The following is a 21567-nucleotide window of genomic DNA, read 5'->3' as shown; positions in this document are numbered from 1 at the left end:
GTCATCCACGCCCCTTCCTGCGCCATTCAGAAGGTGTGGACTTCACATGCTTCTTGAAATTATAACTGAAATAATTTGGATCTTCATACCCTACGGCTCTGGCGATTTCATACATCTTCCGGCTGGTGTTGGCAAGGAGATATTTTGCCTGGTCCATGCGCAATCTTGTGAGATAATCCACAAAAGTCTCTCCGGTTGTCTGCTTGAAAAGTCTGCTGAAATGCCCGGGACTCAAGAAAAGAGTCTTGCACAGACTTTCAAGGTTAAGATAAGGGTCGGAATAGTTTTCTTCCATATATTTGATTGCAGAATTTACATATCCCTGTTCTTCATTCCTGCGGATTTCCTTTATTCTGCCTGAAAGGGTTTCACAAAGTTCAATGTAATAATCTTTAATATCATCAAAGTCATTCATCTCGAACACCTGGCTGAAAATAGTATAATCCATATCCTGTTCGCCATCATCCACTTGCCTTATATCGTTGTATGCCTTTAAAATTGTGATGGTGATCTTTAGCAGCATGGTTCTGAAATCTTCAATATCAATCTTTTCATGATGAATCATGGAAAAAATGTAATCTATAACCTTTTGGAGGTTTTCCTTGTCTCCAACCTTAATCAAATTCTCCATTCTGACAATCTGTTTGTCAAATTTATTAAAAGCAAAGGAAGACTTATTCTCGACATCAGTCTTCAGAATAACTTTTCCACTGCCTTCAAGCACCTGATACTCCAATGCAGTAATGGCATCCTGATAGGCATAGGATAACTCACCCGTCTCGTAATATGCATCGCTGAGTCCAATTGTTGCATCCATATGAAACAAATTATCAATCTGCAACGTAATATCTGTCAGACCTGTTATCAGTTCATTCAATTCTTCGCTTTGATCTTCACTTTTCCCTTTAAATATCATACAAATCTGATTACCCGGTCCGAAGAAGATTATGTCCTGATCAACTCTCGCCAGCAATTCCTCCGTCAGGTTGTAAATTGCAAATTCAAGAAGGGGTCTGTCCTCTCCCCAAAATTCCTTTTCAGATTCACGACCATCCTTAATGGTCATAACACCAACCCGATAGTAATTCGCTTCAAGATTGATTCCCATTTCCATCTCACTCATGCTAAAATCGGGCTGAGAGTAGCCTAGAATAAGATTCATCAGGTATTTGTCGATCATAAGCTCCTTGCTCTTTTCATACTGCTTCCGGAGGAACTCAAGATTCTTCTTGTCGGCAAACCTCTGGTCCATTTCAATTTTGATTTTACCCAGAGTTTCCGTAAAACTATCCTTGGTTATTGGCTTCAACAGATAATTTGAAACATTCAAATCAATGGCCTGCTGCGCATAATCAAACTCATTGTATCCTGTCAGGATGATTATGGTCATGTTGAGGTGGCTCTTGCGAATCTGCCTGCTAAGTTCCAGTCCATCCATAAAGGGCATGGATATATCCGTAATCACAAGGTCCACAGGATTCTCTTCCAGATATTCAAGTGCCATCTGCCCGTTATCCGCCTCATGAACAAGCTTATATCCCAGCTGCTCCCAATCGATAATACGCGATATGATATTTCTAATAGGTATTTCATCTTCTACAATCATGACTTTGTACATATCTTCTCTCCCGACCAAATTGTTATCATGATAAATAAATCCTAATATAATTTTATCATATATAGGTTGGACTTAAAATACAATAAGAGGTAATTTATCCATATTGAAGACCTTCATGAATATATGGTAAAATAATAATGAATAGACAATATAATAGATAGCTGGTACAGTCAAGGAGGAGATGCATCCGTGAAAACAGATATTCTGGAAATTATATTAACAAGCGCCGAAGAAGCCTTTCTTGAAGTTGCTGTTTTTGTAGGATGCGTACTTCTTATAATGGCTTTCATAAACTACAAGAAGCATGACGAGCCCCTCGTTTCCATTGAAAAGACAATGAAGTTCCAACCTGTTATTGGAGCCTTCATCGGACTCATTCCAGGATGCGGTGGAGTCATATTCCTTGTTCCTCTTTTTTTCAAAGGTACAGTAAGCTTTGGTGCTATTATTGCCGCTTTGATAGCAACAACTGGAGATGCAGCTTTTGTACTTATTTCGACTGTGCCGCTCCAGTTTGTGGTTGTAAGTTTCGTAGCTCTTGTCACGGCAATAGCAACAGGATATTTGGTGGATAATTCAAGGATTGGCGAAATGCTTTTGAAAAGATACGTTGAAAGGAAAATACCTCCAGATGAACTGGCGGAATTGCACAGGAAGGCAACACATACAATAAGTTATTCAGAACTGAAGAAAAAGCAAATAGACCATATTGGTCATGAGGAGGGAGACGAGATGGATATCGTGCTCCATCACAAGTCCAAAGGTCATGAAAAATACGGAACTCTCAGTTACCGGTTCACTCACGGTTCCTTTGCAATATATTGGACAATAATGTTAATAGGATTAATAATGGGTATTCTTCTCATGTTCCAGGTTGACATAGACAAGGCATTATTTGAAGGCGCCGGCAGGATAACAGGAAGTGTAGGAATTGTATTTTCAATTGTAGTGATGGTTTTGTCAAAGAAGATCATAAAAGCACAAAGCCACGAAGAGACGGAACTGAAAAGTTTGTCCCTTAGGGAAGCGTTCATCCACAGTGCCGAAGAAACAGCCTTTATCACCACCTGGGTTTTTGTAGCCTTTATGATTTCATCCCTTGTTATGTTCAGGATAGGACATGGTAACATTGCGGAAGGGGAAGAAATACTTAAATCGATGATATCTTCGGCCGGGCCCGGAATAGCTGCCGTAGTACTGGGGGCTGTCATAGGATTGATACCGGGATGCGGACCACAGATTATATTTGTTTCTCTTTACCTCAAAGGAATGATTCCCTTCGCAGCTCTGCTGGCTAATGCATTGTCCCAGGACGGTGACGGATTGTTCCCCATGCTTGCAATAGATTTGCGCTCTTCCTTCTGGGCAAGCTTAATAACGACTTTGCCTGCCCTTATTATGGGACTGGTATTTTATTTGCTGGAATTCACCATATAAAAGCTATAAAAAAACATTCAAGCGAAAATCCTCACTTGAATGTTTATCTTTAACAGCTTAGGAACATGACCCTGAACAAGAACCACAACTGGCAGGTCCTTGATTGACTGGCGCTACCATGTAACCCCCTTGGCGGTGCTCGACTCTAAAATCGCCTAATTGATCATGTAAATCTCCTTCAATGATGAAGTTGACTCCTTCAAAATCACATGCCTTGTCTCCATCTTTTAACTCATCCAGAGCTAATCCAAAACTTGGACCCGCTCAACCCATTCCTGCAATGTAAATTCTTACATTACCAGGTTGGTCGGTTTGGGCAGCTATGATTTTTTTAATTTCATTGGCTGTTTCTACATTTGAAAAAATTTTCACTCTTACTCTCCTACATGTTTTCAATAATGTTTATTCTAATTGTAGTATATAATTAAGTTTACAAATTGTAAAGCATTTTAACCATTTGAAAAATAGAACGAGAGCCCCCGGCACTCGTTCTGGTTTATAAACTCCTGTTTACTTCTATTGTACTTCCTGTTCCAATGGGAATACAACCTTGGTCTGAATCTCACCTTCAACAGTTTCCAGCGGATCATCCACATAAAACTCGTATGATACTCCCTTTGGCTTGTAGTTGTGCTCTTCCATCCATCTTCTGATGGTATCGTGGTTTGGCTCTATTTCCTCGTAGGTACCTACATGTACGCAGGAAACTTTCTTTCCACCAGGTATGTCTCTTGCCATTATATCCTTGTGTCCCTTGATTTTCTTTCTTACTGTCATACCAACTTCAATTTCAAGTTTTTCAACATCATTGTTGTGGAAAGCCACAAAAGGTGCGCCAACGGGAATTTCATTTATTCCATTCAAGTATCCCTTTATTCTGCTGTAGCATTCGCTAAGTACCTTTGGCATTTCTTTGATAGTTGTTGTCCTCTTGATCACTAAAACATGGTGAGTTACTTTTTCATCGATTATCTTACATTGGTAATTCATAATATTCCCTCCTGATCTATATTGTTTTTTGCTTTTTATTTTACTTCTTAACTAATTATACCTCTCTTTTTATTTTATTGCAAACGTTTTCTTCGTTGTAATATCAACGTTTAGTTAAATTATTAACATAGTTGCTATGGCAATAATGTTAAATAATTAACGGCATATGTTCATTAGTTCATTTTGCTGGATAGTTAAAAACTTGTCTATTTCCCTTCTGTTAAATCCTTAACCAAATTCAGCAAAAAAGCCTAACCTTTTTTAATAAAAATTTAAGCTTCATTTTTATTTCGTGGAATTTCATTAAAAACAAACCTAAACTAGCATTTTTTTACGCATTTATTAAGCCGCAAGGAAACTTTCCTAAGCTGAAAAAAACATCAACCATCAGTCTGACGACTCGGTTGATGCTCCTTTCATACTTGCTGTACCATTTATCCTCTTGTCCATATACCCAGTAGCCATGAATCCCAGGAAAGCCACTATCGATATGGCGCCTATTCCCTTCCATGCAGTTTCGTAACTGAAGTTGACCATCATATAACTCATGATTCTGGGGCTTACTACAAATCCTGCCCCCATGAGAAATTCAATTATTGCACTGAACCTTCCCCTGTAGTTAACAGGAGTATGGGACATTATGAATACATTGGAATTTGTCACCATCACTATCTCCGCAACTGTCCATATGAATACGGACATGAAATAAAGAGGCAGCCTGGACCCGATGAAGGCTATCATTCCAAAACCTATGGTATTCAGAAGAGATGCCAGGGCTACATTGTAAACAGGTCTGAATCTTTTCAGCAGTTCCGTTAGGAGTATGGTAAGGGACAATACTACAACTGCATTAAAGCTTATGAGCATTCCGTAATAAGCAGCTCCATATTGCCCTCCGAAGACATGATCCATGTGCAGGGAAAGACCAAATCCCATTTGCGCATATACTGCCGAATTAAATATTGCAAACATTGTATACATTAATAGAACAGGCTTTTTTATGAAAATCCCTGCTGTAAAGCCGCTTTCCATCTTTTCTCCACCTTCAGCCTCTTCCATTTCTTCATTGGAAAGCATTGTCTCCTTAACGAATAAGGCTATTAGTACAACACTGATCATAGTCGTTATGGCATCTCCCAGGAAGAACCACTTGACATAATTGGCCAGAAGGAATCCTCCCAGTATGGGACCTATGGCTACTCCTATGTTTATCCCGAGATAAATAAGGGAATAGGACCGCCTTCTTTCATCCTGGTTTTTTGTGATATCCGCCACCATTGCATTGTTAATGGGACCAACCATGTTATAAAGGAAGGATGCGATTATGAGAAGAACTGGTATGATCTCCGGCCTTGTATCGGTCAGTATTCCGCAGGCAACAAAGAAAAGGGAGCCTAGAAACTGTACGGAAACAAAGATGATTTTCCGACCCTTCTTGTCTGCAACATATCCTCCTATGAATGGTGAAAGCATCGAGACGGCACCGTTTAGCAGGACGTAATTGGCTATGTCGCCTTCGCTCATTCCCAGCTTGGTTTTCAAATAAAGGGCAAGAAAGGAATATACGAAACCTCCCAACCTGTTTATTATCCTTGCTATAAATAGTATGTAAATGCTTCTCGGCAGACCTCCATAATTTGTCTTAACCGATTTAACAGCACCTTTAAAGCTGAATTTCAAACACCACACCTCCTGTGACTCCGCCGCATTAACGCTCAAACATATAATTTCATATCATTATATCAAGTAAAGAACCACAATTATTGTGAAGATATTTTAACAATAATTATGATTTTTTAACAATATTGACATTCATAATTCATAGTTCTATACTTAAATTGAACGAATGTTGTACAAAATTGAATTGGAGCAAAAGAAGCTTCAATGTACGCAAATAATTAATGGAGGTTGCTTTCATGTTGAGAAGAGAAATATTACAAACCGGAACTGAATACAATGCAATAATCAATATTAAAGTAACCTGTGTATAGGACAGTTATTGTTATATTCGAATACCTGCCGTAAACAAGGTTATTGTTTGCGGCTTTTTTACGCCCTTTCACAGGTTAACCGGAGGAATTTATGAAATCATTTAAAGAAATATTCAACCCCTATATGGGGCTTAAACGCGAAATATACATACTCTTCATTTCCAGACTTGTAAACGCCCTTGGAGCATTCATATTCCCTTTCATGACACTGCTTTTAAAAGACAAGATAGGACTGGATGAATCAGCAGTGGGACTGTTTTCCGCACTGTGCGGCCTTGTATATGCACCTGCCAGTCTTATAGGCGGCAAGATATCCGATACAATCGGCAGAAAGAAAATCCTTGTGATTTTCGAATCACTGGGAATGGCAAGCTACCTGATCTGCATATTCCTGGAACCGGGAATGACAATGGTATACATGCTCATGAGCGTCAGCTTCTTCTTTGGAGTGGCAGGACCTTCCCATGACGCAATGGTTGCGGACCTAGCATCGGATGAAGAAAGGCAGGGAGCATATTCACTTCTGTATCTTGGATTCAATCTTGGATTTGCAGTGGCCATGCTCTTCGCAGGAAGGCTTTTCGCCAACCACCTGAAGCTTATGTTCGCCATAGATGCTGCAACAGCCTTTCTTGCCATAGGGCTCATAGCACTGTTTGTCAAGGAAACCTATAATCCTGAAGAAAGCAGGAAAATTGCTGAGGAATCCACTGCAAAAGGGAACGGCAATCTTGAAGCCCACAGCAACGAACCTATATTCAAGGTGCTTTTGAACAGACCCGTACTGCTTTACTTTGCCATGGCAATCTTCGGATACAGATTCGTATACAGCCAGTGGTCATTCATGATGCCACTACATGCAAGCTCTAATTTCGGCGAAGCAGGCTATACCCTTTATGGTGCTCTGGGTTCAATAAACGCCCTGGTTGTAGTAATTTTTACACCAATACTTACAAGCCTGTTCAGCAAGGAAACAAATATCAAACGGATAATCTATGCCGGAATTCTCTTTACCCTAGGATTTGGAATGCTTGGATTCATATCTGTTGAATTGGCCTTCTATGCTTCTGTAGTTATCTTCACCCTTGGAGAAATACTTGAAGCAATAAGCGTCATGCCTTTTATAATGAACCACACTCCCGCATCCCACAGGGGAAGGATGAGTTCTGTCCTGCCCATGATCATGGGAGCAGGATATTCACTTGGACCTTTTGTTATGGGAATGGTACTTGAAGGGACAAGCTTTGAATATTCATGGAAGCTTGTAGGCATAATTGTACTGACCGCGACAGTCTTCATGGGATTTCTTGAATTATACGATAGGAGAAACCATGATTTGTCGACTAATAAAGAGGGTTCAACTGTTTAAGAAAAAGACAGCCATGCTGCGTTATCCACTTAATACAAACACTTTAAGAAATTATGCTTATCATTATTGTACTATAAAGAAACGGTCTGTGAATTTCGATTTCACAGACCGCTGTATTTCAATAACATATCTTAATATTACTTTATTATTCACTCTATATAACCTGGCCGCATTTCGGACATTTCACGGCTGAAGATCCCCTGTATTTTGGAATTCTCAATTTTTGTCCACAGTTGGGACATTTTCCCACGCTGTAGTCAACAAGTTCGTCTATCTTCTGCGTGTCAAGACCAACTACAGTCTCGCTTCCGATAAGGAATGCAGGCACACCCATTATTCCCTTCTCCATCAACTCCTTTCTTGCTTCCATGTCAGTGTTGATGTTCTTTTCAACATACTTGTAGCCTCTTTCTCTAAGGAACTCCTTAGCAGTCGCACAATGTGGTCAGGTATTGCTTGAATACATTATTATGTTTATCATCGAAAACTCCTTTCATGCCAAATCTTGCAATTATATGCTTTTTCTCTGATCAAATCTATGCTTGTCAGCCTTCAGGTTGTCCTTCGCCCTTTCAACGACATCTATAACCGACTCATTGAAGCGGTACTGTGATATTCCTATGCAATATGAATAATGAATTATATGTTCCATGAGGTGAACTTCCCAATCCTTCATGAAAAACTCTATCTTTGCCTCGACAATCCTGGCATCGTCAAAATTGGTTTCAGAAAGAAGAACTATGAACTCGTCATCTCCCCACCTGGCAATTGAATCTTCAGCTCTCAATATGGACTTAACACTCTTTGCAAAATTTTTGAGAACTTCGTCACCTGCTGTATGACCATATTTTTCATTGATTTCCTTAAAGTCATTGATGTCAATCAGAAGAAGTGAAAAAGGTTTTCTTGTCCTTTCCGCCCTGCTCTTCTTGTGTTGAAGAATACTCTCAAAAGCCTTGGGGCTGTAAAATCCTGTGAGCTTGTCCGTATAACTTTCCTGCTTGAGCATTTCCTTTAGCTGTGCAATCTCTCTTTCCTGAACAAAAAGCTCTTCATTTTTCTTGTCAAGTTCCCTCTGCAGCTTATCGATCAGTTCCCTTAACTTTTCTTCTTCTTTAAGTTCGTATGACAAATCATCATCCCTTTCATAGAAATTTTATTACAGATTATATATTTATTATTGTATCTCAAATTCTGGAAGATTACAAAAATATTTAAGAAATTTAACACTAAAATTCTCAGGACATCGAGCCCTTCGAATTATCTTGAACACCATGTACAAAAAAAGCGCATAAACCACTCAAACATGGTTTATGCGCAATTATTACTTCAATCTTAAAGCATTTCTTCAACAATCTTCACTACATTTTCAACGTTGAAGCCGTATTTCTCTATAACAAGTCCACCTGGTGCACTTGCTCCGAACTGGTCTATTGTAAGAAGCTTTCCTTCAAGTCCAACATACTGTCCCCATCCAAGAGAAGCTCCCATTTCGATTCCAAGTCTTTTTCTTGAAGCAAGAGGAAGAACCGATTCCTTGTATTCTGCAGACTGCTCGTTGAATCTCTTGAATGAAGGAAGTGATACAACCCTTGTATCGATTCCCTTTGCCTTAAGAGCTTTCTGTGATTCAATTGCAAGTGCAACTTCACTTCCTGTTGCAATAAGTATCGCATCTATCTTATCGGCTTCAGGGGATATTACATATCCACCCTTTGCCACTCCCTCTCTTGAAGCCTGGTCAAGAGTAGGTACGTTTTGTCTTGTAAATACAAGTGAAGTAGGAGTAGTCTTCGACTCTACTGCAAGCTGCCATGCTGCCATCACTTCATTTGCATCCGCAGGTCTGATTACATCCATGTTCGGAACCGCTCTAAGTCCTGCAAGCTGCTCAACAGGCTCATGTGTAGGTCCGTCTTCACCAACTGCAACAGAATCATGGGTAAAAGCAAATATTGAAGGTATTCCCATCAATGCCGCCATTCTCATTGCAGGCCTCATGTAATCGCTGAATATGAAGAATCCGCCACCGAATCCCTTGAGTCCGTGAAGAGTAAGACCGTTCACCACTGCTGCCATTGCATGCTCTCTTACACCATAGTTGATGTTTCTTCCTGCAGGAGTCTTTGCCGAGAAATTCCCGTCGATTCCCTTGACCTTAGTAGAACCTGAAAGGTCTGCACTTCCACCTATAAGAAGTGGGTTTTCTCCCTGAAGAAGCTTAAGCACATCTCCTGATGAAGCTCTTGTCGCTACAGATGCCTTTGGCTCGTATCCGTCAAAAATCTTGTCATAATCTATATCCAAAGCTTCGCCGTTCATTGTCTGAAGAAGGTATTTTGCATCTTCAGGATATGCAGCCTTGTATTCTTCAATCATTTTCGCCCAAGACTCGTAAGCAGCTACACCTTTCACTTCATTTTTAGCCTTGAAATCATCATATACTTCCTGAGGGATTTCAAAGGGACCATGGTTCCATCCAAGAGCTTCCCTTGTTACTACTGTCTTTTCCTCTCCTATTGGAGAACCATGTGTAGAACTGCTTCCTGCATCAGGAGAGCCGTGTCCTATGACAGTTTTTATCTCTATAATCGTCGGCTTGTCCGTAATCTTCTTTGCTTCTTCTATTGCCTTTGCAACAGCTTCTGCATCTTCACCATCTTCGACACGGAGGTAGCTCCAGTTCATCGACTCGTACTTGGCCTTTACATCTTCCGAGTTTGCCATGCTTACAGGTCCGTCTAGCTGTATGTCGTTTGAATCGTAAAGAACCACAAGTTTTGAAAGTCCCAGGTGTCCAGCAAGACTGATCGCCTCCTGAGTTACACCTTCCTGAAGATCTCCGTCTCCGCAAAGGACAAAGGTATGGTGGTCAACAACAGGATATCCTTCCTTGTTGAATCTGTTTGCCATGTACAATTCAGCAATGGCCATTCCTGTTGCCATAGCGATTCCCTGTCCCAATGGACCGCTTGTCGTATCAACACCTTCAGTGTGATTGTACTCCGGATGTCCAGGAGTCTTTGATTCCCATTGTCTGAAATCCTTCAATTCATCCATTGAAAGATTGTGTCCAGTCAAGTGCAGCATTGAGTATAGCAGTCCCGATCCGTGGCCTGCAGCCATTACGAATCTGTCCCTGTTGAACCACTTGGGCTCTGCAGGATTATATGCCATATGTTCAGAATACAGAGAATACATCATTGGAGCCGCTCCCAGTACGATTCCCGGATGTCCGCTGTTTGCCTTGTTGATCATGTCCACACCCAACATTCTCATGGCATTGATTGAAGTTTGATTTTGATTCATTATTTCACCTCATATTTATTTACATATTATTTTATTGACTTTTCTAATTACTCCATACATTCATGTATTTTATTTGATTTCACCCTTTTCTTCAAGTCTTTTCTTAACTAATTTCAATTATTTTGAAAGGTTTAAAGGAAGGCGGCAACAAAAAGGATGAATAGAAAGGCATTGCCTGTCGATTCATCCAGATTATCTGCTATTTTCTATAGAACACCAATCCCACAAGAAGAACCAGCAGGGAGATACCAAGATATATGCCTATACTTGGATTAGTTATTCCACCATAAAGTATGATGGCAGATCCTAGAATTGCGAAAACCGGAATACAGTATCTCTTCCAGAAGTTAAGGTCGTCAAAATTCTTCATATACCATATATACAGGAATATATACAGACCGTATATCAATACAATAGGTATTTCATCAAGTCCTATGTACTGCCCAAACCAGTTGTTTAGACTTCCATACCATATCAACAAATAAATGTATGATATGATTGCTGCATATATTGAAGCTCCCGGAGGCATTGTAGTCTTTTCATTCACCTTTGACAACAGCTTCGGAAAAGGTCCCTGATTTCTAACCGCCAGTGAATAAGGCATTCTAATATTTGAAACTACAAGACCGTTTAATGTACCCAGACATGAAACCACGACAAAAGCTATCAAGATAACCGCAGCGGAACTACCAAAAAGACTGTTTGAAGCTTTGTCAACTGCGCCATTCCCAAGAGATACGATTTCAGCTGTAGGTATGACACCCGCTATTCCAAGAAAATATATTACATACACTACAAATACAATAAATGCTCCTGCAGTCAGTGCCCTTGGCAGGTTTTTCTTTGAATCCTTTATTTCACTGTTTATTGTTGTCGCCACTATCCATCCTTCATATGCAAAGGCTGTTGCTACAACTGCCGAAGCAAGGGTACCTCCGTTGCCTCCAACACTGGCGGCCGCTGCAGTGAAGTTTTCAACAAGCACTCCATTTGACAGTCCTGTAGCAGCTCCTACCACTGCAATCAGGATAAGAGGTATGAGCTTGATAACCGTAGTTGCAACCTGAAACCTGCCTGACAATATGGGAGCATAATAATTAAGCAAATATCCAAGGCCCATATAAACAACTGCCAGAGTCCAGGTCATGACTGAATTGTCAGGTGTTTCACCTCCCAAAAGAACAACTGTGTAAAGAGCTGATACCCATGCAAGTATTGCACTTAAGGGGCTGTAGTACAAAGTTCCCTTGAACCAACCCACAAGATACCCGAATCTTTCTCCATATGCTTCTTCCGAATAGTCTACTATACCGTTTGATTTTTCAATTCTTTGGGCATATTCCGCAAAAACCAGAGAACCGAAAATCATTGCAAATGCACCTATTATCCATGCCAGCAATGCCAGTATAAGATTCCCGTTTGTAAGTGTCAGTACATCATCTGCCTTAAAAAAAACTCCAGATCCTATAACGACACCTACGACCATTGCAATGGCTGTAAAGATACCATATTTTTTTTCTAATGTGTCCATTATTCACCTCTAGACGATATAAACTATCATCTTCCTTTGTAGTTTTTCAGGTTAAACATTCATAATACCTGTTTATTATATTACAAAACAGTAATATTATAAATCTACAGAGTCTTTTATTCAACCATATACAATACCTTTTATTTAAATTTTTGTAACATTTCCAAAATTTTTTCTGCAGCCTTGATCCCATCCATGGCAGAGGACATTATTCCACCGGCATAACCCGCACCTTCACCTATGGGGAATACGCCTTTTATGCTGCCTTCCATATTGTCATCCCTTACCATTCTAACAGGAGACGAGCTTCTTGTTTCCACTCCTGTCAATATGGCGTCATCACTGTTGAAACAACCTATCTTGGAACCGAAGGCGTCTATTCCTTCTATTAATGAATCCGCTACGTATTCGGGCAATATTTCCCTTAGATTTACAAATTTCGTTCCAGGCTTGTATGTAGGTAGAATGCTTCCGAACGCTCTGCTGACAACATTGTTCTTGAAATCTCCAAAAAGCTGCACGGGAGCGCTGTAGTCCTCTCCGCCCGCCTTGAATGCCTTTTCTTCAAGTTCCCTTTGCAGATACATTCCTGCAAGAGGGTCATCGGATCCGAAATCATCGGGAGTGATGCCCACAAGAACTGCACTGTTTGCATTCTCAAGATCTCTTGCATAATAACTCATGCCGTTTGTCACCACTCCCCCTTCTTCTGACGAGGAACCTGCAACCACACCGCCGGGACACATGCAGAATGTATATACATGCCTGCCTCCATCACAGTGATGTACCAGCTTGTAGTCTGCTGCAGGGAGATTGTATTCCTCCCTGTCAACACCATACTGGCTCATGTCTATGTCTTTCTGCAGGTGCTCCACTCTTACTCCTATGGAAAATGGCTTTTGTATCAGTTCCAGCTTATCCTTAAGCATTTCAAAGGTATCCCTTGCCGAATGCCCTACTGCCAGAACCACGGCCTCAGACTCATACCTTCCCTTGTCTGTGGTTACCGCCTTCACAACACCATCTTCAAATTCAAGGTCCGTCACCTTTTCAGAGAAAAAGAATTCCCCACCTGCTTCTTCAATTTCTTTTCTTATATTCACTACCACCTGTCTCAGCCTGTCAGTTCCAACATGGGGTTTGCTGTCATACATGATTTCTTCAGGAGCACCCGCCTTTACCATTTCTTCAAGTACCTTTCTTCCCCTGTTTCCTCTGTCCTTTACAAGAGTATTAAGCTTGCCGTCAGAAAAGGTTCCAGCACCCCCTTCACCAAACTGTACATTGGACTCGGCATCAAGCTTTCCTTCATTCCAGAACCTGTCAATATCTTTAATTCTGTCCTCAACCTTCTTTCCCCTCTCTATGATCAGCGGTCTGGCACCATTCCGGCAGAGAAGCAAGGCGCAGAAAAGACCCGCAGGTCCCGCACCGACTATAACCGGCCTCTTATCACCTGAATATGCACACTCAAAGTCATAGGATTTCCTCCCTGCAACCTGGATATCCCTGTTCTTCTTGCCCTTCATTACCTTCCTTTCATCCTTTACAGTCACATTTACAGCATACACCACAAATATGCTGTCGGACCTTCTGGCATCTATGGACTTCCTGTATATTTCCCAGGAAATTATTTCATGGGGTTTCACATTCAAAAGCTTGCATATTTTCTTCTCCAGCGACTTCTCGTTCTGCATGGGGTTTAACTTAATATTGCTGATTCTTATCATCAATTAACTCCTAGGTTGTTTTTTCAATAAATGTTTAGTATTTGAGGTCCTCGTATTCTTTAAGAAGCTCAAGGAGCTTCTTCTCTATGATCTCGCATCCTCCAACGGAATCCGACTCAATGTTCAATGGAAGCACGGGATCGTGAAGCGACATCCTCAACAGGAACCAACCATTTCCCTTGTTCTCGTCGCAGTTTATCCTTACACCTTCATAATTCGGTTTCTCCACAGACCATCCTTCAATTTCCGATGCCTTTTCTTCGATACCTTGAATTACATCCTTCCCATACTCAAGGAAATCTTCCCTGCCAATCTTTATCCTTATTTCCTTTTCCTCGGCAGGATCCTCGTAGTCCCTTATCAGGTCGAAAATGTCGCTGCCTTTCTTCTTCATGTTAGCGAACTCAGTTAGGATCTTCACGGCAAGGAAAGCGCCGTCGTCAAGAAAATAGTTTTCCTTCAATGCCCCGTGTCCGCTTGTCTCTATTCCTATATGACTCTCATGTCCTTCTTCATTGAGCCTTATGGATTCGTTGATTACATTCTTGTATCCTCTCTTGAATCTGTGGTGGACTCCACCCTTGTCCTCTATAAACTTCTTGAGGCCTTTGGATGTCACTGAATCCGTCACTATGTACGAACCCGGATGCTCCTTTAGAAGGATTGCGGATATTAGAGCAATCAACCTGTTCCTGTTTACTGCATTTCCTTCCGAATCGATTATGGCAGACCTGTCGACATCCGTATCGAAGATTATTCCAAGGTCGGCCTTCACATCCACCACCTGCTTCTTGATTATCTCAAGGGCAGTCTTGTCTTCAGGGTTGGGCACGTGGTTGGGGAACATTCCGTCAGGGTCAAGATAGAGACTTCCATCAGTATCGGCTCCAAGCTTTTCAAGGAACTCGCCGGCAAAAAATCCTCCGGCACCGTTTCCTGCATCAACTATTATCCTGGTACCGGCAAGGGGCTTTTCCATTCCTGTCTTTTCAATGATATAGTTTCTTAGGCCTTCGGCATATTTCACCAAAAAATTGTCCTTCCCGCACTGGCTGTACAGCTTGAATTCATCGCTGTATTCATTCTTTTCGGCATTCTCAAGTATTTCCCTGATGAGCTTCTTGTCCGCTCCACCTTCCTTCATGAAGAATTTCATTCCATTCCTGTTGAAGGGCAGATGGCTTGCAGTGACCATTATGGCTCCGTCAACATCAAGGTCCTCATCCATGATCGACATGAACATTGCAGGCGTAGTTGCTATTCCAAAATCCACAGCACTGCATCCTGAGTGCTCTATTCCTGCTGCTGCCGCTTCAAGAAGCTCCTTGCCGGACAGCCTGCTGTCCCTTCCAAGGGAAATCCTAACCTTTTTCCCAAGCCTTTTTGACAATATCTCCGAAAACGATGCAGCTATCTGCCATACACCTACAGCAGTCAGGTTCACACTTTCTCCATCTACACCTTCAAGGGCAATGCCTCTTATGTCTGATCCATTTTGCAGTTTCAATAAATCCATATCAGTTCTCCTCTATTATTTCTATAAGGTTTTTCTCAAGTATCAGGTCCATGGAAAGGGTATGGTTCTTCTTTCGCCTGTTCCTGAACACCATTATTTCATCATCCATGTCCACTATGGTTCCCCTGCCAAGCTTCTTGTGCTTGACTGTCATTCCCTTTTTCAGTCCCCTGACGGCCTCCATTCCCTTGTCCCTTCTTATTTCGCTTATGAATCTTGAAGGTAGTTCGGAATGAAGTATCTCCAGATTGTTTCTTGCCCTGGTCATTCCTACATAAAACACCCTTCTTTCCTCTTCCAGATATTCATCATACTCTTCCTTGGACTGGTTCCTCTTTTCCAGTGGAAACTCGCCGAAATTGTTGTCTATGAGAAAGACCCTGTCAAATTCAAGACCCTTGGTGCTGTGTATGGAGGAAAGTATAACATTGGCATCAGTTTCCTCCTTGGCATTTCTCAGAAGGTCCTTGAGATATTCTATATTTTCAATGAATTCAAATACCGTATTTGAATTTCTGCATATCTCCTTGGTTATTTCAAGGTCCAGAAACATTGATGAATATGATATTCTTCCATCCTTTTCAAGCCTGTTTAGATAGTCCTCATACCCCATGTCGAAGCGGATATAGTCAAGGGCGGCCTCGGGCCTCTGTTTTGAAATATGTCCCAGGTCCCACTTGAAGTTCTTTATATTGCTTCTCTTCAACTTGTCGAGATGGGGAAATCTGTACAGGTCGTCATAGACGGTTCCGTGACCGTTTTGCACATACTGGTTCATTTCCCTTGTGAAATATGTCTTGCACTTGTAGTAGATGTTCGCAAAGGACTCCCTGTCCCTTGGATTCACAGACAAACTGAAAAAGCTGATTATGTCCTTCAATACCTTTGAATTGAAATACTTGTTCCTGTCTTCCTTTATGTAGAACCTTGTGCTTTCCTTCCTCAGGGCTTCCGCCGGCAGGATGGAGGAAATATTGTACCTGTAAAGTATCGCCGTCTCCATTTCCGGGTTTTCCCTTATTTTTTCCATTATATATTCCGTCTGCTGACGCCTTGTGGGAAATGACTTCACAGATATGTCCATGTCCTTTTCCCTGTCGGCCCTTATATGCTTTTCATATCGTTTGTTGTTTTTTTCTATGAACCTTCCAACCCTTTCAACTATATATCCGTCGCAACGGTAATTCTTGTCGAGATGGTAGATGCTTCCATTCTTGTAAACGTTCTTGAACTCAAGGAGTATCTTTGGATTGCTTCCCCTGAAGGAATAGATGGACTGGTCGTCGTCTCCCACCATGAAAAGATTGCCGTTCGACACAAGATTGATTATATCCCTCTGTATTATTGACAGGTCCTGTGCCTCGTCCACCTGGATATACTTGTAGTATGACTTGAACTTGTCCGCCGTAGCCGTATAATGGCTCAGCAGCTTTTCGCAGTATATGAGCATATCGTCAAAGTCTATCATGTTCATTTGGCGTTTCCTGCTTTCATATTCGGTGAAAAGCTTCTCGAAATCCTTGATATTGAAACCGAGGCTTGAAAAACCGCTTTTGTCTATCCTCATGTTCTTTACATAGCTTATCTTGCTTGACAGGTTTTCTATCTCATCGGTTCCTATATTGAAGATGTTGTTCTCGGCATAGGTTTTCGCCATTATTCCCTTCAGCATTTCAAAATTGGAATTGAGAAGTTCAAGCTTCTTGCCTGTCTTGTTGAAATAGTCCCTGACTATCCTGTAGGCAAAGGCGTGTATTGTGGAGAAAAAAGCGGTACCCATTGGTGCATCGGGAAACAGCTTCACAAATCTTTCCTCCATCTCAAGGGCGGCAAGCTTCGAAAAAGTAATTGTCAATATCCTTTCCCTCTCAAGGCTGCCTTCGTAGATCAGTTTTCCGGCCCTTGCAGTAATTACGGTGGTCTTTCCGGAACCTGCCGTAGACAGAACAAGCCCGGGCCCCCTGTCATGTGAAACCGCCGACAGCTGCTGGTCGTTCAGATATATGTTTTTTTCTTTTTGCAGATATTCAATATAGTTCAATTTACTCTCCAAATCCATTCCTTTATGACACTACTTATTCTAACACATAATCTATAAATCTACATTATCAATAATGCAATATTTGTTTTACTAGCCAAGTCCAGACAGAGACATGGCCGGGAAATTTCCCGGCCATGTTTAATTACTATTAATAAGTAACCGCATCCTCTTCATTGAATTTTTCATTTTTTGCATTATTTTCATGTTCCCAGCCTTTGAAAATTTTCCCTAAATCAACCATAAGCCAGGGTCCTATTATCATCATTGACAATACTTCAGCTATTATGAATGCATACCATACATAGTCAAGTCCTCCCAGTCTGGCAAGAAGCCATGCAAAGGGCAGAATGAAAATCATTTGTCTTGCAAAGGATGCTATGAGGCTTATATGTCCCTTTCCGAGAGCCTGGAAAGTTATTGAGAATGTTATTCCCACTGCAGCCATCGGAAGACAAAGAGACATTCGCTTAAGTGCACCCATCCCGATTTCCACCATTTCAGAAGAAGCGTCGAACAGTGAAAGAAGCTGACTTGGGAAAATATTCATCACAGCAGTACCCAGGACCATTATCAAAAAGGCGAATCTTACGGTAACTTTCAAGCTTTCAACCATTCTATCCTTGTTTTTTGCCCCGTAGTTGAAGCCCATTATAGGCATGTACCCCTGTACAAGTCCGAAGACAGGCATGATTACAATTGACTGGAGCTTGTAGTATACTCCAAGTACCGCTACTGCCGTAGAGCTGAAAGTGATGAGGATGAGATTAAGTCCCGATATCATGACAGAACCGAGTGACTGCATAATGATTGCAGGAAGGGCGACCACGTAGATGTCCTTCAGAATCCTGGCATTTGGCTTGAAGTGCTTAAGGTCTATTTCAACCTCGTGTTTTCCGTTCCTCATGACGATGCCTATATAGACAAAGCTGAGAATCTGTCCTGTAACTGTTGCTATTGCCGCTCCCCTTATTCCCAGCTCCGGCATTCCAAGAAGGCCGAATATTAGTATGGGATCCAGCACGATGTTGGTTACAGCGCCGATGAGCATGGCCTTCATGGGATGGATCATGTCTCCCGTAGCCTGAAGGGTGCTCATTCCAGCCTGGGATATGAACCTGCCGAAGGAAAAGACGAAGACTACGGATATGTAACTGGTTGTCAGGTCTATCAGATTCGCATCGTCTGTAAATACAGACACTGCCTGTTTTGCAAAGAAGAGTCCGAATAACAGTATGATCAGCGAGTATGCCATATTGATTACAAAACCGTGGTTTGCAGCCCTGGTCGCAGATTCCCTGTCATGCTCGCCCAGCCTTCTGGATATTAGCGATGTAATACCCGACCCTGTTCCCATGACAAGGGCAATTATCAGAAGCTGCAGCGGGAATGCAAGTGATACTGCAGTCAGTGCATCCTCTCCTATCCTCGATACATAGATACTGTCTACAATATTGTACAACGCCTGTATCACCATGGATATAATAGCCGGTATGGACATGGACAGCACCAGCTGCCTTACAGGCATGGTTCCCATTTTATTTGTTTTTCTAGTCATTTAATCACCTTCTTTAATATTGTCAAGCATTCTGGTCAGATAGTCTATGGCTTCACCCTTTTCATCCTCTTTGAATCCTTCGAAAAGAACATCTTCCAGATGATATACAGCCTCCAGAGATTTTTCCTTTAAATCTCTGCCTCCTTCAGTAAGATACACTCTCTTTGCTCTTCCGTCATCCTTGCAGCTTCTTCTTTCAACAAGTCCCTTTTTTTCCAGCTGGTCAATAAGCTTTGTAAGCGACGGAGCCCTTACATCCATTTCTTTTGCAATTTCAGACTGGTGAAGGCCGCCTTCTTCCCACAAACACCTCAATACCTTGTTTTGTGATGAAGTGACTCCATATTTTAGAAGCTTCTCATTCAGTTTCAGATGAAAAGCATGATGTGTCAAAGCAATCAAATATCCCGGCAATTTAAATTTGTCTACCATGAAATCTCCCCTATTGTTTAAAGGGCCATCGACCCTTCCCACTCAATTTAGTTAGTTAGGTAACTAATATTATCACCTTTGGATTTCAATGTCAATACTATAAATAATTGATTTTCCAACATTTTGCTGGACGAATACAGTTCTTCAACATGAATACGATTTCATAAATTTTGCAAATCTGTTATAATAAAGAAAAGTGACAAAGTCACGTCAGACACAAAGTGACTGTTTCTGTCGAAGAAAGTTAACCTAAAACATAAAATTACAATGCTTCAAGTAATTTAATACACAATAAACTTTCTGAGATCAAAATAAAGAAACCATTTTGCATCATATGCTCAGGCAAAGCACCTATGTCATGTGATCTGTGACAGCAAATGTTATATTAGGAAAGGAGCAGTGAATATGAACGATGTTATTAAAACCATAAAGAACAGAGTATCTTTAAGAAATTACAAGGACATGGACATTTCAAAGGAAGATCTTGACATTATAATTGAAAGTGCCATGGAGGCTCCTACTGCAGGTAATATGATGCTTTATTCAATACTGGTTATCAGAGACCAGGAAACAAAGGAGATTCTCAGTAAATCATGCGACAACCAGCCTTTCATCGCCAAGGCTCCCGTACTTTTGTTGTTCCTTGCGGACCAGCAAAAATGGTTCGACTACTATATAAAGGAGAATGTAAAGGAATATTCCGAAAAGGTGGGCATAGATTTTGAAGCGCCTCAGGAGTCGGATCTCATAATAGCATGCGAAGACGCACTCATAGCCGCGCAAAATGCCGTCATTGCAGCGGAATCCCTTGGAATAGGCTCCTGCTATATAGGGGATATAATTGAAAACTACGAATTCCACAGGGAACTTCTAGGACTGACAGACTGGACCTACCCCATTACCATGCTGTGTCTCGGATATTACGAAGACGACTACAACAGGGTACACAGAAACCGCTTCGACAAGAAATTCGTTGTATTTGAAGAAAAATACAGGCAGCTTACGGACGAGGAGCTGGATGAAATGTTCGAGGAAAGGGCCCAGTTCTATGTCAAGACAAACAAGTACGAAGCCGACAACTATGCACAGATGTTCTACGCCAAGAAATCAGGCGCGGACTTCAGCAAGGAAATGGCGAGGGCCGTTCGTGTTGCACTGAAGAAATGGACGGGAGAGCTGCTTTAGCTAAAAGAAAGCAAATGGCAGGCCGATTAGGCCTGCCATTAACATATTCATTTAGATTTGTTCGTGTATTCCACTTTATCCTTCAGTTCCTCAATATCCTTCTCTATCTTTTCAAGCCTGTTCTTTCTTTTCTTGAAAAAATAGTACGCCAAATATATTATCACACCCCACAACACAATATTGAATATCTGGAAAACAAGTGTCCAATCAATATTACACTTCTGGATTTTCCTCGATTTTCTTTTTCAATATATTTTTATTGTTTTTCGATAATTTATTATTGCTTTTTGATTAACTCCGTGCTAAACTGAAACTGAAAGAAATCGGAGTTGAAACATCTTGGCACCGAATCACTAAATGAAATACAACATTAAAGCTAAAGGAGTTTAAGATTTATGAAATATTCTGGAAAAAATTCACTTGCGTCATTTATGAAATACTTTCTTCTTCTGTTGGAAGGTGCAGCAGTAATAGTCCTTCTTGGACTGCCCAAATTCCTGGGATTCTACCTCAACTGGATCCAATCCGTATTCTACAGCCAGGCACTGTACTACGGACTCATTGCCATTCTGTATATTACAGGCATCCTGTCGGTACTCATATTGGATACATTGAGAAAGCTCTTCACCACTATGGAGGATGCAAATCCCTTCATACGAAAAAACGTAATGGCGCTTAGAAGGATGGGAATATATGCCTTCATAATCGGAGCTGCATATGTATCCAAAATCTTCTTTCTCAACTCATTCATGACAATGATCGCGGTCTTCATCTTCTTCATAGCCGGCATCTTCTGCATAGTACTTGCGGATCTTTTCAACCAGGCTATCAAATATAAAGAAGAAAACGACCTTACAATATAG

Annotated in this window: 15 protein-coding genes and 1 pseudogene; 4 read left to right on the top strand and 12 right to left on the bottom strand. The window is 41.2% G+C overall.

Annotated elements, in window-relative coordinates; all coding sequences use genetic code 11:
- Position 1: 1 nt before the first annotated feature.
- The gene (locus tag BUB05_RS14995; protein WP_073050434.1) at positions 2–1618 is read right to left on the bottom strand and encodes a response regulator; all 1617 of its coding nucleotides are present in this window, start codon (positions 1616–1618) and stop codon (positions 2–4) included.
- A gap of 189 nt (positions 1619–1807) precedes the next feature.
- Here BUB05_RS14995 and BUB05_RS14990 point away from each other — a divergent pair, with 189 nt between their 5' ends.
- Positions 1808–3055 carry a putative manganese transporter gene (locus BUB05_RS14990; protein ID WP_175548577.1) on the top strand — a complete coding sequence of 416 codons (1248 nt, stop codon included), beginning with the start codon at positions 1808–1810 and terminating at the stop codon, positions 3053–3055.
- Between the two features lie 516 nt (positions 3056–3571).
- Here BUB05_RS14990 and BUB05_RS14980 read toward each other — a convergent pair.
- Together BUB05_RS14980 and BUB05_RS14975 are read right to left on the bottom strand one after the other, a co-directional pair.
- A complete protein-coding gene (locus tag BUB05_RS14980; RefSeq protein WP_073050433.1) occupies positions 3572–4045 on the bottom strand; it encodes a GyrI-like domain-containing protein in 474 nt (157 codons plus the stop codon).
- Between the two features lie 387 nt (positions 4046–4432).
- Positions 4433–5725 (bottom strand): MFS transporter, encoded by a 1293-nt coding sequence (locus BUB05_RS14975; protein ID WP_073050432.1) that lies wholly within the window; start codon positions 5723–5725, stop codon positions 4433–4435.
- 402 nt (positions 5726–6127) lie between these two features.
- On the opposite strand from BUB05_RS14975, the gene BUB05_RS14970 reads away from it, so the two are divergent.
- A complete protein-coding gene (locus BUB05_RS14970; protein WP_073050431.1) occupies positions 6128–7405 on the top strand; it encodes an MFS transporter in 1278 nt (425 codons plus the stop codon).
- Between the two features lie 154 nt (positions 7406–7559).
- Here BUB05_RS14970 and BUB05_RS14965 read toward each other — a convergent pair.
- The 9 genes and pseudogenes from BUB05_RS14965 to BUB05_RS14925 all read right to left on the bottom strand — a co-directional run.
- A pseudogene (locus BUB05_RS14965) lies at positions 7560–7838 on the bottom strand (glutaredoxin family protein); the annotation flags it as partial.
- Positions 7839–7916: 78 nt separating this feature from the next.
- On the bottom strand, positions 7917–8537 hold the full coding sequence (locus BUB05_RS14960) for a GGDEF domain-containing protein (RefSeq protein ID WP_073050430.1): 621 nt from the start codon (positions 8535–8537) through the stop codon (positions 7917–7919).
- Positions 8538–8740: 203 nt separating this feature from the next.
- Positions 8741–10714, bottom strand: coding sequence for a transketolase (tkt, locus tag BUB05_RS14955; protein WP_073050429.1), 1974 nt, complete (start codon positions 10712–10714; stop codon positions 8741–8743).
- 199 nt (positions 10715–10913) lie between these two features.
- Entirely contained in the window at positions 10914–12245 is a 1332-nt protein-coding gene (locus tag BUB05_RS14950) for an APC family permease (protein WP_073050428.1), read from the bottom strand.
- Between the two features lie 140 nt (positions 12246–12385).
- On the bottom strand, positions 12386–13975 hold the full coding sequence (locus BUB05_RS14945) for an NAD(P)/FAD-dependent oxidoreductase (protein ID WP_073050427.1): 1590 nt from the start codon (positions 13973–13975) through the stop codon (positions 12386–12388).
- Positions 13976–14009: 34 nt separating this feature from the next.
- On the bottom strand, positions 14010–15491 hold the full coding sequence (locus BUB05_RS14940) for a phosphohexomutase domain-containing protein (protein ID WP_073050426.1): 1482 nt from the start codon (positions 15489–15491) through the stop codon (positions 14010–14012).
- Position 15492: 1 nt separating this feature from the next.
- The gene (locus BUB05_RS14935; protein ID WP_073050425.1) at positions 15493–17532 is read right to left on the bottom strand and encodes an ATP-dependent helicase; all 2040 of its coding nucleotides are present in this window, start codon (positions 17530–17532) and stop codon (positions 15493–15495) included.
- A 148-nt stretch (positions 17533–17680) separates the two neighbouring features.
- Positions 17681–19087, bottom strand: a complete 1407-nt coding sequence (locus BUB05_RS14930) for an MATE family efflux transporter (RefSeq protein ID WP_073050424.1) — start codon at positions 19085–19087, stop codon at positions 17681–17683.
- Positions 19088–19519: a MarR family winged helix-turn-helix transcriptional regulator gene (locus BUB05_RS14925; RefSeq protein ID WP_073050423.1), complete on the bottom strand. Its 432-nt coding sequence runs from the start codon at positions 19517–19519 to the stop codon at positions 19088–19090. It lies immediately after the preceding gene.
- A gap of 405 nt (positions 19520–19924) precedes the next feature.
- On the opposite strand from BUB05_RS14925, the gene BUB05_RS14920 reads away from it, so the two are divergent.
- Both BUB05_RS14920 and BUB05_RS14915 read left to right on the top strand, forming a co-directional pair.
- Positions 19925–20704 (top strand): nitroreductase family protein, encoded by a 780-nt coding sequence (locus BUB05_RS14920; protein ID WP_073050422.1) that lies wholly within the window; start codon positions 19925–19927, stop codon positions 20702–20704.
- A gap of 395 nt (positions 20705–21099) precedes the next feature.
- Complete coding sequence (locus BUB05_RS14915; protein WP_073050421.1) at positions 21100–21567, top strand: DUF2975 domain-containing protein; 468 nt, start codon at positions 21100–21102, stop codon at positions 21565–21567.

The sequence above is a fragment of the Dethiosulfatibacter aminovorans DSM 17477 genome, assembly GCF_900142005.1.
Classification (GTDB): Bacteria; Bacillota; Clostridia; order Tissierellales; family Dethiosulfatibacteraceae; genus Dethiosulfatibacter; species Dethiosulfatibacter aminovorans.
Note: the sequence above shows the minus strand (reverse complement) of the source record. Positions and strands in the feature narration are given on the sequence as shown.